Source organism: Methylocapsa palsarum, from assembly GCF_900114285.1.
In the GTDB taxonomy this organism is placed as follows: Bacteria; Pseudomonadota; Alphaproteobacteria; order Rhizobiales; family Beijerinckiaceae; genus Methylocapsa; species Methylocapsa palsarum.
This window is the reverse complement of the sequence record NZ_FOSN01000016.1, coordinates 1-16139: the sequence shown is the minus strand read 5'-3', so window position 1 is coordinate 16139 and position 16139 is coordinate 1. Positions and strand designations below refer to the sequence as shown.

At 61.3% G+C, this 16139-nt stretch carries 12 protein-coding genes and 1 tRNA gene; 3 read left to right on the top strand and 10 right to left on the bottom strand.

All coding sequences use genetic code 11. From position 1 onward, the window contains the following. Positions 1 to 23: 23 nt before the first annotated feature. Positions 24 to 254 (top strand): hypothetical protein, encoded by a 231-nt coding sequence (locus BM177_RS15360; RefSeq protein WP_139223659.1) that lies wholly within the window; start codon positions 24 to 26, stop codon positions 252 to 254. 1331 nt (positions 255 to 1585) lie between these two features. Here BM177_RS15360 and BM177_RS15345 read toward each other — a convergent pair. Further along, positions 1586 to 1662: transfer RNA gene (locus BM177_RS15345), tRNA-Met, on the bottom strand. 61 nt (positions 1663 to 1723) lie between these two features. Further along, the gene (locus tag BM177_RS15340) at positions 1724 to 3178 is read right to left on the bottom strand and encodes a cation:proton antiporter (protein ID WP_175492638.1); all 1455 of its coding nucleotides are present in this window, start codon (positions 3176 to 3178) and stop codon (positions 1724 to 1726) included. Between the two features lie 221 nt (positions 3179 to 3399). On the opposite strand from BM177_RS15340, the gene BM177_RS15335 reads away from it, so the two are divergent. Continuing rightward, complete coding sequence (locus tag BM177_RS15335; protein WP_091685256.1) at positions 3400 to 3846, top strand: DUF1236 domain-containing protein; 447 nt, start codon at positions 3400 to 3402, stop codon at positions 3844 to 3846. 55 nt (positions 3847 to 3901) lie between these two features. On the opposite strand, the gene BM177_RS15330 is transcribed toward BM177_RS15335, so the two are convergent. The 7 genes from BM177_RS15330 to BM177_RS15295 all read right to left on the bottom strand — a co-directional run bounded on the left by BM177_RS15330 (position 3902) and on the right by BM177_RS15295 (position 12245). Beyond that, positions 3902 to 4579: a hypothetical protein gene (locus tag BM177_RS15330; protein WP_091685254.1), complete on the bottom strand. Its 678-nt coding sequence runs from the start codon at positions 4577 to 4579 to the stop codon at positions 3902 to 3904. A 128-nt stretch (positions 4580 to 4707) separates the two neighbouring features. Further along, a complete protein-coding gene (pstS, locus tag BM177_RS15325; protein WP_091685252.1) occupies positions 4708 to 5685 on the bottom strand; it encodes a phosphate ABC transporter substrate-binding protein PstS in 978 nt (325 codons plus the stop codon). Between the two features lie 23 nt (positions 5686 to 5708). Further along, positions 5709 to 6527: a phosphate ABC transporter ATP-binding protein PstB gene (gene pstB, locus BM177_RS15320; protein WP_091685250.1), complete on the bottom strand. Its 819-nt coding sequence runs from the start codon at positions 6525 to 6527 to the stop codon at positions 5709 to 5711. A 9-nt stretch (positions 6528 to 6536) separates the two neighbouring features. Beyond that, on the bottom strand, positions 6537 to 7442 hold the full coding sequence (gene pstA, locus BM177_RS15315; RefSeq protein WP_091685248.1) for a phosphate ABC transporter permease PstA: 906 nt from the start codon (positions 7440 to 7442) through the stop codon (positions 6537 to 6539). Beyond that, positions 7442 to 8410 carry a phosphate ABC transporter permease subunit PstC gene (gene pstC / locus BM177_RS15310; protein WP_091685246.1) on the bottom strand — a complete coding sequence of 323 codons (969 nt, stop codon included), beginning with the start codon at positions 8408 to 8410 and terminating at the stop codon, positions 7442 to 7444. Before pstC ends, pstA begins: the two co-directional genes overlap by 1 nt. 87 nt (positions 8411 to 8497) lie before the next feature. Then, on the bottom strand, positions 8498 to 9523 hold the full coding sequence (pstS, locus tag BM177_RS15305; protein ID WP_091685376.1) for a phosphate ABC transporter substrate-binding protein PstS: 1026 nt from the start codon (positions 9521 to 9523) through the stop codon (positions 8498 to 8500). 469 nt (positions 9524 to 9992) lie between these two features. Continuing rightward, positions 9993 to 12245, bottom strand: coding sequence for an RNA degradosome polyphosphate kinase (locus BM177_RS15295; protein ID WP_091685373.1), 2253 nt, complete (start codon positions 12243 to 12245; stop codon positions 9993 to 9995). 383 nt (positions 12246 to 12628) lie between these two features. Between BM177_RS15295 and BM177_RS15285 the strand changes: the two genes are divergently transcribed. After that, positions 12629 to 14128, top strand: coding sequence for a phosphomannomutase/phosphoglucomutase (locus BM177_RS15285; RefSeq protein ID WP_091685241.1), 1500 nt, complete (start codon positions 12629 to 12631; stop codon positions 14126 to 14128). Between the two features lie 175 nt (positions 14129 to 14303). On the opposite strand, the gene BM177_RS15275 is transcribed toward BM177_RS15285, so the two are convergent. Beyond that, positions 14304 to 16139, bottom strand: a 1836-nt coding sequence (locus BM177_RS15275; protein ID WP_210185921.1) for a glycosyl hydrolase family 28-related protein, incomplete at its 5' end; no start/stop codon positions are given.

The window sequence follows — 16139 nt, the reverse complement described above, 5'->3', positions numbered from 1 at the left end:
GCCGACCTTCTAGCTTGGAGGGCGTGACCGTGACCGAGAACCAAACTCGCCGCCTTTTCCTCGCATCCGGATCCGTCGCCACCGGCCACGGCAGCGCGTCCTCAGCGGAGCTCGGCAAATCAGAGAGCAGCATCAACCCAGAATTAAGGGCGCTCGCGGCCGAACTCGATAAGACGAAAGCGTACTATCGAAACCTCGAAAAGCTCGTTTCCAGCGCGGTCGACCGGGGATCGCGCTGTCGGCGCAGCTTTTGATGAGGTCCTTAGGCTAGAGGATGAGATAGCAAAATCGGTTGCCACGAATTTCGAAGAGGTGAAGTTAAAGGCTCAATACGTTGAGCTTGGCTTTGTCGATGACGCGATAACCGAATCGATCATCCGCGATCTTCTCGCTCTCTGAATCCTCGAACTTGGAAACCCTATTGAAGGCGCGCCATGATAAATTTGAAGAGCCAGATTTTCTACGTCCTTTGGGAGAGGTTGAGGGAGTTGGAGGCCGCGGAGGCAATGGGTCTTCAGGTTTCTGAGAAGTTGGAAAAGACTCGGATTGTTCTTCGAGAATTACCGGACGTTTCGATCGCCAAGGTCCCTACAGCAAAGAAACATAATGATCGCCGGTTGAGGCTGAATTAAAGGCGTCCGTCTCTGCCTTGGCGAAAGTCAAGGATGGCGCGCCAGTGTAGCGCCTTCCAATGTTGCTGCGGAGTGCGGTGCTCGATCGGCCTGCCAAGCACGTCTGCAGTCGTGCCTGGCAGGCTTCCTTAAAGAAACCTGAAATTTTGACGTGCTGAAACATGGCAATAGTGTGGCGACGTAAGCTTGACGTCAATTCAAAAATTGATGCAGAGACGATATGCGCCGTCAAATTCTTATGGTCATTGCATATTCATCACACAATGCTTGCCCTCGGATACCGGCGCAGCGCCCCGGCGGCCGAATACTCCAGCCAGTCTGGCCGAACACTCACGGCTCTCCCGCCGCATTCCGCGCAAACGAACCGCCGCACCTTCGGGATTTCGATAAAGATCAAATTGTCCGCATCGAGAATTCGATCCGTGCGGTGTCATGGCAATGGATGCCTGCGCAATCGAGAACGAAGCCGGACATGCCGAGTGCGCGGACGTCGCCACTCGTCGGGAGCAGGCTTCGATCAAGCGTCATGGGCTGGGGGACCTAAGTCTCGGAACTCTGTGAGCACGGGAAGCGTTCTCTGAGATCTAGGAGGCTCAAATGTCGATGCTTGAGAGCACGATCTACGAATCGGACGACAACCTTTCTGGTTCTTGCGTCCCCTGCAAGGTTAGCGACTTTAGCTTAGCTGCCTTCGCCGCACTCTTCTTGGTCGCTTGCATCGGTACGGTCGCTTTGGATGCGGTGTTAACCATTGCGCCCCCGCCGATCCATGGATTCACAAGCCAGGTGCCGTAACGCTTCGGGACTTCAGCGCTTTGACGACGGAATTTGCTGCGCAGAGGTAGAGAAGCGCGTGTTCTGACGTTGTCTCGATAGAGTTTAAGATGACAATTCGGCCGGACGTCGATCGGGGCGGATGGAAGCTAACGAATCGCTGACGAGAATTGGAAAGGTGGTAGCGGAGGAGGGACTCGAACCCCCGACACAAGGATTATGATTCCTCTGCTCTAGCCGGCTGAGCTACTCCGCCCTGGTTCACTCTCACGAAGCGCTTCGAGGCGTTCGCCGTATAGGCAAGGCGCGCGGCAGTGTCAAGCAGAGCCAAGTCGCGCCGGGGAATGAAGGCGCAACCGGCGGCAAGGTTCGCTTGCGCAAAACCGCGGTGCTGGCGCGCTTTCCGACCGGATGGATCTCAGTCGATCGGAAATCGCTCCAGAGTCAAAAGCCGGAACATATATTCGTCGATCAGGCCAAACCAGTCTGATCGGACTCTGCTTTAGCGGGCGCGCTCCCAAAATCGAAGGCGGCGGACGTCGGCGACCGCCGTCGCCGCGACAATGTTTGTCTCCACGGCGCATAGCTCCGGGACCGGGGGCGGTGCCGCGATGGCGGCGATGGATAGGTTTGAGTCCTCCCCCGCCTGCTTCCTCAGCGCCCGCGCGGCGAGCGCGGGGAATAACAGAACGGTCACGACGGCGCCGCCAACCAGCGCGGCGGCCTGGCCTGTCGGCATCAGGTCGCGCCGCGCGGCGATCCCGGCGATAGCGACGACGAGGGAGAGCTGCGTGCCCGAATGCAGCGCCAGGCCTACGGTCTGCCTGGGGAGTAATTCGCGGTCGTAAAGCAGCAGGGATGGCGATCATGCCGGCGGCGATGTGGTCGTTCATGAGCGCCGCGAGGTCGAGGCGCATCCCCGAAGACAGAAAAAAGACAGGCACTAGAAAGGCCGAGCCGATGCCGTCGAGACGCGCGGCCATGGCCTCGTGCAAATCCCGTGGCAGGGCGGCGCGAACCACGGCGCCCGCGACGAAGGCGCCGAGGACGAAGTCGATTTCGAAGCGCTGCGAGAGCACGACCAGAAGGATCAAAAGGCAGATCGCGAGGCGCATCGGAAGCTGGCCCGACGTCCTCATGGTCCGTTCGATGACCGCGGCGAACGCGCCCCGGCTCGCATGTGAGGCGAAAACGATGGCTGCGGCTGCGGCGACGCCGAAGCCTATCATGATCAGCGCCTGCGCGCCCGCGCCGCCCTGATGCGCGAGCGCCAGCGGGAGCAGGAAGAGCGGCGCCGCTTCGCCGAGGGCGCCGGCGGCGAGCATGGCCGGGCCATAGGGAGGCGCGAGCAGGCCGCCGTCGCGCAGCACCGGCAAGAGCAGGCCGATCGACGTCGTACAGAGCGCCAGCGCGGTCAGGAAAGGCGCCTCTGCGACGCCCCCGACGAGGAGAATCATCGACACGACAAGGGCGAGGATCAGCGAGATCGCCCAGCCTGCCGCCGCATTGCGGATCGGGTCGCCGCGCAACGAAGCGGGGTCCATCTCGAAGCCGGCCATGAGAAAGAGCATTCCAAGGCCGAAATCCGCGAGGAAATCCCAGATAAGGTCCGGATGGACGAGATCGAGGATGTGCGGCCCGACAATTGCCCCCAGCACGATCTCGATCACGGGGCGGGGCAAAGGAAGCCGCGGGGCGAGGGTAGGGATCGCGGCGGCGAGCGCCATCGCGACGGCAAGAACCATGAGATTGACGGCGCCGGCCTGCTCCATGCCCCGATTCTCCTCCGCGTGGCCCATAGCACCTGAACCGGAGCGGCTTGGCAAGCGGAAGGCTTGGCAAGGAGGAAGGCATGGCAAGGAGGAAGGCGTGGCAAGGCGGAAGGCTGGAGAGGCTCGAAAGCTTGAACGGCGCATGAACGCCGGCTTCATCATCCCTTCAGGCGGATTGGCGGAATTTAGATCCGGCAACTGATTGCCAAAGGACAAACAACATGACCAAGCACGCTTTTTACGCCAGCGCACTTCTCGCCATCGTCGCGCTTCCTCTGGCGGCGCATGCTCAGCCCCTTCCCGGCGCAGCCTCGCCAGGCGCCGCTCCGGCGGCGGCCGCCTCCCCAGCTACGCCGTCTGAAGCCGCTGTGAAGGGATCAGCCGCGGGACCCGCAAAAGCAATGACGGAGCCGAAAGCCGCCGCTGAAACCGGCTCTCCCTCCGCCGAGCAGCGCGGCAAAATTCAGAAGTTTGTCGTCAGGGAAAAAAAGCCTTCGATAAAATTCGCCGACAAGGTGGCGGTCGGAGCGGTCCTGCCGGACAGCGTCGAACTCTATGCGTTGCCCGCCGACATCGGCGCAAAGCAGGACCTCCGCTACACGATCGTCAACGACCGCGCGGTTCTTGTCGAGGCGAGGTCGCGCAAGGTGACCGAGTTCATCAACTGACGTCACCCTGGAAAAGGAGGGCGGCCGGTGTTGGCCGCTCTTCTGCCAAAGGGCGTTACGCCGTCGGCGCCCGCGAGGGTTCCGGCGCGGCGAGAAAGGCCTGGTTCGATTGCGCCTTCAGAAAATCCGCGAAAGCGCTCGTCAGTCCGGGCATCTTGAGGCGCATCATGACGCTGCGCTTGTTGCTCTTCTTGAACACGGAGGAGGGGTTGAAAAATTCGCGCGCGTTCCGTCGCGTGAGGACAAACGGCGGCCGCCCGTCGCGGGCGAGAAGGTAGGATACGATGAGCGCGCCGGTTCTGTGGTTGCCCTCGATGAACAATTGTGGATCGCTGAGAACGCGGATATAGACGCCGGCGCCGCGCCGCCAGGGGCCTTTGGCGGAATTGACGGCGTACCAGTCGATGACTTCGCGGATGCCGCCGTCAGGATGTTCGTAAAAGCGCGACGCTGTCGCCTGCGAGAGCCGGTGATGGCGCGCCCGGACGGCGGGGTCGCGTCCGCAAAGGACGATGTTGTTCAGCTCCAGCCAATGATGGAGCTGGCCCATTGCGAAAATGTCGGTTCCGTCGCGGATCAGGCGGTCGACCGCGGCGTAGCCCTCCAGCATATTGTCGACGACTTCGTCGTCGAGAGGGTCGCGCCGGTCGAACAATTCCTTGTTGATCCGGGGAAAGTCGCGCTGGAGATCGTGTAGAGCGGCATCGATCGCAGAAAGGTTGAGGACCGCCAAATCATGCACCTTCCCGGTAAATCGGGCTTTGAACCCGAATCTAGGCTGCTTTACTTGACGCGGGAAAGAGCCCGCTTGCCTAAATCGGCCACCGCGGCAGGCAGGGCGAGATAGCCAAGGTCCGCCGCTTAACGCTGGCCGTCTTCGAGCGCCCAGCTGACGAAGGAGGCGACCGCTTGCGCCTGGGCGGCCGGATAGCGTTCGTGAAGAAGGAGCCAGCTGTAGGTCACGATCGGATAGGTGTGCGGACCGGGCGGGTTTGTCAACGACGCCGGGAGTCCGTCCAGCCCATGTTCGTCCAACCCATGCCCGGCCGACGCCGCGAGCGCGGCGGCGCCTGCGTCCTCGCTCGGGACGACGTACTGACCGTCCTTGTTTTCAAGGGCCGCCGCGGGCAGTCCAAGCCTTTTCGCGAAGCCGTATTCCACGTAGCCGATCGAGCCTTCGCTGAGCTTGATTTTTGCGGCGACGCCCTCGTTGCCGCGCGCGAGCATGGCCACGTTGGGCCATTCAACAAGTTTACCGACGCCGGGGCCTTCCTCCCGCCAGGATGGACTGACCGCCGCGAGATGGCTGGTCAGGGCGTAGGTCGTCCCGCTGGATTCCCTCCGGCCGATCAAGGCGATGTTGGTGGAGGGAAGGTCGAGGTCCGTGTTGGCTTCAAGAATGCGGGGGTCGTCCCAGGTCCTGATCTTGCCGAGGAAAATATCGACATAGACGTCCTGCGGCAGCTTGAGCTGGCCCTGCACGCCGGGAAGGTTATAGGCCAGCACGATCATTCCGGCGGTGCTCGGCACCTGGACGACGCCCCGGTCGACGGTCGAGGCGTCCGTGGCCGGCAAGGGCGCGTCGCTGGCCCCGAAATCCGCGGCGCCGGCGCGGAACCGCGCGACCCCTTCGCCCGAACCGACGGCGTCGTAATGCAGCGAAATCGAGGGCTGGGCCGCCTCGAACGCCGCCATCCACTTTTCGTAAAGAGGCGCCGCGAAGGTCGAGCCGGCCCCGTGGATTTCGACGCCGCTTGCGGCGATGGGGGCGTCGACGAGACCAAACAATCCAGTCCCGGCGGCCAGGACAGCCGCCAGCTTTTTCAAAGACAAGGACATGCAACCCCCCCGGTTTTTATGGTTCAGCTGAACTCGCCGCGGATATATTGTTTGGTCAGTTCGGTTTCCGGCGCATCGAAGATGTTGTTGGTGTCGCCGATCTCGACGAGAAATCCGGTGCGGCCGCCTTTCGAGATGTCGACCGAGAAGAACGCCGTCACGTCGGCGACGCGGCGCGCCTGCTGCATGTTGTGGGTGACGAGCGCGATCGTGTAGTCCTTCTTGAGTTCGAGCATGAGCTCTTCGATGCGCCGTGTCGCGATCGGGTCCAGCGCGGAACAGGGTTCATCCATCAAGAGAACGGTCGGCTCCGTCGCCACCGCGCGGGCGATGCAGAGGCGCTGCTGCTGGCCGCCCGAGAGCGACAGCCCGCTGGCTTTCAGCTTGTCCTTGACTTCATCCCACAGCGCCGCGCGACGCAGGGCGTGCTCCACCTTTTCCTCGACGTCGCCCTTGAACCGGTTGAGCCTCAGGCCGAACGCAACATTGTCGAAAATGCTCATCGAAAACGGGTTCGGCTGCTGGAACACCATGCCGATATAGCGCCGCACGACGACAGGGTCGATGCCCTTCGCGTAGATGTCCTGGCCGAGAAAATCGACCTTGCCTTCGAGGCGGAAGCCGGGGATCAGATCGTTCATGCGGTTGAGGCTGCGTAGAACGGTGCTCTTGCCGCAGCCCGAGGGTCCGATGAAGCCGGTGATCTTGCCTTTCTCGATCGGAACGGCGCTGTCGCGCACGGCGAGAAAGTTGCCGTAGAAGATTTTGTTGACGTTGCAGTCGATCGCGATATCCGACGACGTGCCGGTTTTAGGACGCCTGAGAACAGCGGCGGTGGACATGGGGGTCTCCTAGACCTGGGGGCGGCCGATAAAGCGGCTGAGAATGTTGAAGGTGAGTACGATCAGGACGAGCACCAGCGAGGCCGCCCAGGCGAGTTCGATCTGGTTTTCGAAGGGCATGCTCGAGAAGTTGTAGATCAGGATCGAGAGCGACGCGGTCGGCTCCTTGACGCTGCGCAGCCAGTAATTGCTGAACAGGGCGGTGAACAGCAGGGGCGCGGATTCCCCGGCGACGCGCGCGACCGCGAGGATGACGCCGGTGACGATGCTCGGCAGCGCCGTCGGGAGAGTCACGCTCCACACGACCTGAGTTTTGGTGCAGCCCATGCCAATGGCCGCGTCCTTCATCCGCTGTGGCACCATCCGCATGGCGCCTTCCGCCGTCAGCGTGACGGTCGGCAGCATGAGCACCGCGAGGGCGACGCCGCCGGCGAGAGCCGAATAGGTCCCCATCAAAAGTACGACGGCCGCGTAGACGAACACGCCGGCGAGGATCGAGGGAAAGCCGGTCAGTACTTTCGACAGAAACCGCGCCGCGACGGCTATGTTGCTGTTGGGGCGGAATTCGGCGAGATAGATCGCGGCCAGAAGGGCGATCGGTATGCTGATCGCGGACGCGATGCCGACCGTGACCAGCGTTCCCTGAATGGCGTTGCCGATGCCGCCGCCCATTTCAAAACCCGCCGGAGGCAGTTCCGTGAACAGCTCCGTGTTGAGCCGCGCGCCGCCCTTGACGACGAGCATGTAGATGACGGACACGAGGGGCACGGCGCCGAGCGCTGCGACGAACCAGGCGCCGGCGGTCAGAAGCACGTTCGCCATCGCGCGCGCCTCGAACGCATTGTGGCGCAGGTCCGGCGCGAAGCTCCTCGCGCGGGAGATCCCGCCGTCTTGGTATTGGGAGACTTTCGACATCAGGCCTTCGCAACCTTTTGAGAGGTCCAGATCAGGATCAGCGTTCCGAACACGTTGACGACCAGCGTGATCGCCAGCAGCACCAAAGCCGCATACATCAGCGCCTGACGTTCGGGCTGAGCCGCTTCGGGGAAGTTCGAGGCGAGCAGCGCCGCGAGTGTATTCGCGGGCGAGAACAGCGAGAGGGAAATCTGGTTGGAGTTGCCGATCAGCATGGCGAGGGCCATGGTCTCGCCGAGGGCGCGGCCAAAACCCAGCACGAGCGCGCTGAAAATGCCGCCCGACGCGGTCGGCACGATGACTTTCAGGATCGCTTCCCACCGGGTCGCGCCCATGCCGTAGGCGGCTTCCTTGATCTTGTAGGGGACGAGCCCGATCGCGTCTTGCGAGATCGCGGCGACCGTCGGCAGGATCATGATCGACAACACGATCACCGCGGGCAGAAGACCCGGACCGCTCAGCGAGGAACCGAAGAAGGGGATGAAGCCCGCGTGTTCAAAAAGCCAGTTGGCGCCGGGCCGCACGAAGGGAATGACGACGAAAATGCCCCAGAGGCCGAAGACGACGCTCGGGATCGCGGCCAGCATTTCGATCAGTGTGCGGAAAATGACCGCGATCCTCGGCGGCAGAAAATCCTGGGTGAGGAAGATCGCGATGGTGATCCCAATGAAGCCGCCGATCGCCAGCGCCAGAAGCGAGCTGTAGAGCGTGCCCCAGATCTGCGGCAGGATGCCGAAATTGCCTCGTTGCGCGTCCCAGCCGGTGTTGATGAGGAATTTGGCGCCGCTGGTGCGGATCGCGGGAAGGGCCTGGCCGCCGATTTCCCAAAGGATATAGGCGACGAGGGCGATAATGATCAGAGCCCCGAGGGCCGCTATGAAGAAAAAGGTGCGGTCTACCAAATATGCGGCGACTGACGGCGGCCGCGACACCGACTTGCTTCCAGGGACGACGAATTGGACCGACACGCACACTCCTCTTGCAAAGGCTCTCTGTCAGATTGCAGTGGTCGCCTCAAGCGCCATTGAAGAGTAATGACGCTTGAGAATATTCGACTACTGAATCTTGGCGGAAGCAGCCTTGACCTTCTCGATCACGCTGGCCGGCAACGGGATGTACCCCATGCTTTCAGCTATTTTTTGGCCATCCGTCAACCCATAGTTGACCATCTTGCGCAAATACTCGCCTTTGGGGGCGTCTTGAGTCTTGTAAAATAGCATCCAGGTAAAGGACACGATCGGATAGGCTTCAGCCTCGGCCGGATCCTCGACCCAGACGATCAGGTCTTCCGGGAACTTGGCGCCCGCGAGCGCGATCGGCCCGCCCTTGCCGCCGGGCGCGATATATTTGCCGGCTTTGTTCTGCAGCAGCGCCGTGTCGGCCTTGGTCAGCTTCGCATAGCCCCATTCGATATAGCCGATGGCGCCCGGAGTCTGCTTGATGGTCGCGGTGACCCCGTCGTTCTTCGGCGCCGCGACGATCTTGTCGCTGTTCAGCCATTGCACGCTGGTGCCGGTTCCGACCGTTTCCTTGAAAGAGGGGCTGATGGCGCTGAGATGTTTCGTGAAGACGAAAGTCGTGCCGCTCGAATCCGAGCGCCGGACGACCGTGATCGGCAGGTCGGGCAGCTTGAGATCGGGATTGGCCTTGGCGATCCGGGCGTCGTTCCAATTGGTGATCTTGCCCTGAAAAATGTCAGGGTAAACATCGCGGGGCAGTTTCAGGTTCTTTGGCGAACCCGGCAGATTATAGGCGAGCACGATCTCGCCTGCGGTCATCGGCAGCAGGACGACGCCTCTCTCGACCTTGGCGATCTGCTCGGGGGTCATCGCGGCGTCGCTGGCGGCGAAATCGACGGTATTGTTGATCAAGTCTTGGATGCCGGCGCCGCTGCCCTTGGCCTGATAGTCAATCGTGACGCCCTCCGTCTTCTTGCTGAAGTCCTTGAACCACGCCGAGTACAGGGGGAAGGGGAAACTCGCGCCCGAACCGGTCAGGCGCAAATCGGCGGACATCGCCTGCGGCATCTGAACGGCGAGCGCAAAAAAGGCCGCCGTGACAAGGGTCAAACTGCGCTTCATGCATTTCGCTTTCGTGTTTCGTTTAAGGGTCGCCGGCTCGGAGAGCCAGCGCTTGAGGCGCCGCCGCAACGCAAGGCCTGAGCATATTCCGATCGGATAGCATCAATCCAATCGATAAGAATATGCTCAAGCTTTTGACTCTGGAGCGATTTCTGATCGATCGCATGACTTCATGCAATCGGAAAGCGCTCTAGGTCGAAACGGCCGCGCCCGCGCGCCCGGAAAACCAGCGGGAGGGAGGCTGTTCCGGCCGCCAGCGCGGCAATGTTCCGCTCCAGAAGCTTCGCTTGCCTTATCGAGGCGCGCCGGACCGGGTGCGTTTCATTTCTGAACGTCCAGGACAATGTGAACTTAACCATTCGTTATGACACTTGCATGACGAGCCGGGTTTCGATGCGGCGCCTGCTGTCGCAAGACAACGGGGCCAGCTGGAACCGCGGCGCTGCGGCTCGATCCGCGTCATCCGAATTTATTCGGCGGCCTTTTCAAGTTCGCCGCCGCCGCCCGCGAGGTTGCGCGGCGACGAGCCCGCCAGCGACTTGCCGCGGCCCGAGAGGCTCGGATTGGTCAGGAAATAGGTCTGCGCCCCGAAGGCTTCCTCGTCGCTTGTCCGGTTGATGCGCTGGCTCGATCCGTCGTCGAGGATGACCCAGCTTTGCTCATTGTCCAGCAGATTGGCGAGAAGCACCTGATCAAGCACCTGCTCGTGCAGGGTCGGATTGGCGATCGGGAAGAGGGTTTCGACCCGCCTGTCGAGATTGCGCGGCATGAGGTCGGCCGAAGAGATGTAAACGGCGGCCTCCGGGTGGGGCAGGGCGCGGCCGTTTCCGAAGGCGTAGATGCGCGAATGTTCGAGAAAACGCCCGACGATGGATTTCGCGCGGATGTTTTCCGAAAGGCCTGGCACGCCCGGCCGCAGGCAGCAGATGCCGCGGATGATAAGGTCGATGGAGACGCCGGCGCCGCTGGCTTCATAGAGGGCGTCGATGACGACCGGATCAACCAGGGAATTGCATTTCAGCCAGATCGACCCGGTTCCGCCGGATCTGGCGTGCTCGATTTCGGCGGCGATATGACCGAGAATCCTGGACTTTGCGGAAACCGGCGAGATCGCGAGGCGCTCCAGTTCAGCCGGCTCGCCATAGCCGGTGATGAAGTTGAAGACGCGGGCGACGTCGCGTCCGACGGCGGAATCGACCGTGAACACCGAGAGATCGGTGTAGATCCTTGCGGTGATCGGATGGTAATTGCCGGTGCCGATATGGCAATAGGTGACGAGGCGTCCCGCCTCCTGGCGCGCCACCATGGACAGTTTGGCGTGCGTCTTGAGTTCGGCGAAGCCGAACACGACCTGGACGCCCGCGCGCTCCAGCGCGCGCGCCTGCCGGATGTTGGCCTCCTCGTCGAACCTCGCCTTGAGTTCGACGAGCGCTGTGACCGATTTGCCGGCCTCCGCCGCCTCGATCAAAGCCTTGACGACGGGACTGTCGGACGAGGTGCGGTAAAGGGTCTGCTTGATCGCCACGACATTGGGGTCGCGCTCCGCCTGCTGGAGGAATTGCACGACGACGTCGAAGGACTCGTAAGGGTGATGAACGATAATGTCCTTGGTGCGGATGGCGGCGAAACAATCGCCGCCGAACTCGCGGATGCGCTCGGGGAAACGCGGAACCGACGGTGGAAACTTGAGGTCCGGACGGTCCACGCCGATCAGTTGCGACAGGGCGCTGAGGGCCAGCATCCCATCCTGAACGATCACATCCTTGGTGGCGATGCGCAATTCGCGCGACACCATTTGCTTGAGCCGCTCCGGCATCGTCGAGTCAACTTCGAGCCGGATCACCGCGCCGAGGCGGCGCTCCTTCAGGGCGGCCTCGAATTCGCGGACGAGATCGTCTGCTTCCTCGTCGAACTCGATATCGAGATCGCGGACCACCCGGAACAAACCGGTCGGGCCAAGCGCACAACCGGGGAACAGGCGGTCGGCGAAGAGCGCGATCACATCCTCGATACGCGTGAAGCGCGCGGCTCCCGCGGCGCTGTCGTCGAGGCGGACGAAGCGCGCGAGTTTGCCCGGCAAACGGACAAGGGCGACAAAGGCGCGCTGATCGGATTCGCGAACGACTTCAAGCGCCAGCGACAGTTCGAGATTTGGAATGAACGGAAACGGATGTTCGGGGTCGATCGCCATCGGCGTCACGGTCGCGAACACATGATCGGCGAAATAGACCTCGAGGCGGGCGATGTCGGCCGCGTCGAGCGCCGCAGGATCGACGACGAGCACGCCCTCGTTCGCGAGAGCCTCCCGCAGGCGTCGCCAGCTTTGCTCCTGATCGAGGGTCAATTGAGCGGTCGCCTCGCCGATCTTCTCGAGCAGTTCGGAAGGCGTGAGCCCGTCCATGGACGGCATGGTCGCGCCGCCGCCGACCTGCTCGATGAGGCCGGAAACCCGGACCATGAAGAACTCATCGAGATTGCTCGCGGAAATCGCCAGGAATCTCAACCGCTCGAGCAGAGGATGCGCGGCGTTCGCCGCTTCCTCCAGCACGCGCCGGTTGAAACTGAGCCAGGACAATTCCCGGTTGACGAAGCGCTTGGGATCCTGGGAGAGCTTGGGGTCTTGGGCAAGGGCGGGATCTTGGGCGAGACTGGGATCGACCTCGCCGGACGAGGCGGGCCGGGGCGCGCGAACCGCCGCCGGGCGTTTGGTCGAAGGAGCCATGTTCGTTTCCATTGGTCGCGGGTCTGGGGCAGGCAGGTCAGCCGCGCCGCAGCGGACCTCTTGAACGGACCCCAACATCAGGAGATGACAATGATGTGACGCCGCGTCGGGCGGGGCAAAAATTTGGCGTCGGACCTTTCGATGAGCGCTGATATAAATTCGATGAGCGCTGAGAAAGATTGGAGTTTTAGCGACGCGAGCGCCTCGCGGCGATGTGACGGATTTGCGTCCACGGCTCCCGCGCCTCTCTCCCCGTCTGTCTTGACGTCCGGGGCGGCTCCCTCCACTCATGAACCAGAACGGAGCCCTACCGAAAACCCAGCCATAGCCGCAAGCGCCCTCGCCAAAGTGTTCTCGCCAAGTATTCTCACAAAGGACAATTCATGTTTCCTAAGCCCGCGCCTCTCCTGATCCCGAACACCTACGACTACGAAACCCGTCCGATGGTGAAGCCGACCGGCTTTCGCGAATATGACGCGCGCTGGATTTTCGAGCGGGAAATCAACCTCATGGGAGTTCAGGCCCTCGGCCTTGGTCTTGGAACCCTCCTGAGCGAAATGGGCGTCAAACCCGAACTCGTGACCGGGCATGACTTCCGGTCGTACTCCGCCTCGATCAAGCAGGCTTTGATCATCGGCCTTATGGCGTCGGGGGTGAAGGTCCACGACATTGGCCTCGCCTTGTCGCCGATGGCCTATTTCGCGCAATTCGAACTCGACGTTCCCGCGGTGGCGATGGTGACCGCTTCTCATAACGACAATGGCTGGACCGGCGTCAAAATGGGCGCCCAGCGTCCGGTGACGTTTGGTCCCGACGAGATGAGCCGGTTGAAGGACATCGTCCTGTCCGGCGCGTTTCGCTATGCGGACGGCGGCTCGTATCGTTTCGTCGAGGACTTTGCCTCCCGGTATATCGCGGATCTTGTCAATCGACCGAGGATCAAGCGGAAACTCAAAGTCGTGGCCGCCTGCGGCAACGGCACGGCGGGAGCCTTCGCGCCGCAAATCCTTGAAAGGATCGGCTGCGAGGTCGTTCCGCTCGACGCCGACCTCGACTTCACCTTCCCGAATTATAATCCAAATCCCGAAGACATGGAGATGCTGCACGCGATGGCCGCCAAAGTGCGCGAGTGCGGCGCCGACGTCGGTCTTGGCTTCGACGGCGACGGGGACCGCTGCGGCGTCGTCGACAACCTCGGCGAGGAGATCTTCGCCGACAAAATCGGCGTCATGCTCGCCCGCGATCTTTCGAAACTCCACCCCGGCGCGACCTTCGTCGTCGACGTAAAGTCGACCGGCCTTTTCGCCACCGATCCAGAGCTTCTGGCGCAAGGCGTCAAGGCTGACTATTGGAAGACCGGGCATTCCTACATCAAGCGCCGGGTGACCGACCTCAAGGCGCTCGCCGGGTTTGAGAAATCCGGGCATTTTTTCTTCAATGCGCCTGTTGGACGCGGCTATGACGACGGCGTGCTCACCGCCATTCATATCGTCGAGATGCTCGACCGAAATCCGTCGAAATCCATGCACGATCTTTACGCCGAATTGCCGAAGACCTGGGGATCGCCCACCATGTCGCCGCATTGCGACGACGAAAAGAAATACGGAGTCGTCGACAAGGCCCTCGCGCATTTCGAGGCGATGCGGCGGGACGGATCGCTTCTCACTGGCCAGAAGATCCGCGACCTCGTCACCGTCAATGGCGTTCGCGTCACGGTGGAGGACGGGACGTGGGGTCTCGTGCGCGCCTCGTCGAACAAGCCTGAACTTGTCGTCGTCGTCGAAAGTCCCGTTTCGGAAAAACGCATGAGGGAGATGTTCGCGGAGGTCGATGCGATCTTGCGCGAAAGCCCCGAAGTCGGCGCCTATAACCAGACCATCTAGAGCGCTTTCCGATCGCATGAAGTCATGCGATCGATCAGAAATCGCTCCAGAGTCAAAAGCTTGAGCATAGTCTTGTCAATCGGACCGAACCAGTCTGATCGCAATAGGCTCCAGCGAAATCCGTCGGCGCGCCGCCTTCGCGGCGCGCTTTCGATTGCAGGAAGACGCAGGCTCGTCAATCGTAACCGATGATCGTTCCGACCGAGGTTACATTGGTGTTGTTGTCGATCCGCAGGTCGGTCGAGAACGTCGATTGATAGCCGCCGGTGTTGATTAACGCCCCATTCCAGATGACCGTGTTCAGATCTCCTCCGGTCAGCTTGTAATTGACTGGGCAATTCGTGCAGAAATTTCCTTGCAACATGGTCCCAACTATAGGGGTCTTGTTCTGCTCGACATAGGTGTTCATGCCAGTCTGGTACCAGACGAGGTTTCCGTACCCCTCGGAGAACGGGAAAATCGACAGGTTCGTGCCGGGCCGCGCGGTTAACTGGTTGCCGCGCACTTCGACAGTGTCAAGGCTGCGTCCAAAAAACGTGGTCTGATCGACGAGTCTGAAGTTGATGTTGATGTAGGCCGGATAGTATCCCGATTTGTTCTTTATGATGTTATTGTTGATTTCGATGTTTCTGTAGGTGCTGAAGGTCTTGTATGAACTCCTCGTGTTCTGTGAGGGGCTGAGATAGACGCCGCCGTTATCCGTCATTGTATTGCCGGTGACGGACACATTGATGAAAGTTCCGTCGAACATGGCGACGCCGAAGGGATTGCCGCTCATCGTGTTGTTGCGGATGATCACGTTCAGGTAGCCAGGATGCGCTATGATGAAATGATCTCCGACCTCGGCGTAAAGGTCGAGAGGTTTGTCGAGGGTGAAGGTATTGTTCGAGAAACCGGTGATGTTCCGCCATTGACCAGCGCCGGGGCCGGTGACGAGGGCGAGCACATAGGGAACGGTTGGGTCATAGTTCCATGGTTGCGAATTCGCCGATTGACCCATGACATTATAGGCGTCCTTTTTCGCCGTCACGGTGCCGCTGTCCTCCTGAGGCAGATAGGATCCCGCCTCGCTCAATATCGTTTCGCCGTCATTCCAGTTGTATTTGATGACGCCGCCGGACGTGTCGAAAATATTGTTCTGAAAGACCGAGTTGGTCCCGAAATCAGCCGAGATCACACGTCCCGGGGTGCGCTGGACGACGTCCCCGACGGCGATCGGTTTGCCGACATAGGGCCACGAGGTCTGGGCGGGTCCGGCGACGATCTGGTCCGAAGCGATGCGTGTGAAGTGGTTGTTCTCGATGATCCCGTTGGTCATGTGGTTCAGGCAGATGTTTCCCGACGCCCAGGACACGGTATTGTTGGAAAAATAAATATTCGTGATCGGGCAAAGCATGAGCGGGCCGATGCCGGTCCCTCCGTCCGAGCGGGGATATTGGCTGTTCGCGGCCTGCCGGATGGTCGAATTTTCAATGGCTATCCTTTCGCCTCCCATGACGAGCGATTTGCCTGAGCCGAGATCCCAGTTCACGCGCTGAAGAAAATTCTCGCTGTCATTGGGGTCGCCCATCGCGAGCGGAGAGATATTGAGGCTGGTCGTATCCGTGTTCTGCAAGGAGAGATCGGCGATGCCGGCGAGCTTCGTTGCCGGGTTGGTGTAGACGGCGATGAAATAGTAGGACGATCCTACAGAACCTCTTGGTCCGTAGACGATTTTGGTGTCGGCGGAGCTGTGTCCCTGGAGCACCACGTTGGGGCGCAGGATGAGGCCGATCACGGCGGAGCCGTTCCCGCCGATGTAATAGGTTCCGGCGGGCAGATAGACGATTCCGCCCTTTTTCGTGGCGAGATCGATCGCGGCCTGGATGGCGGGGGCGTCGTTGGCGACGCCGTCGCCCTTGGCGCGAAGCGTCAGTGCCGTGCTGGTCTTGACGTCGTATTTGTTTGCGGAGAGCGGCGCGAAATCGGCGGCCCAGGGCGCGCCAAGACCGAAGGGATCGGCGCCGCCGGC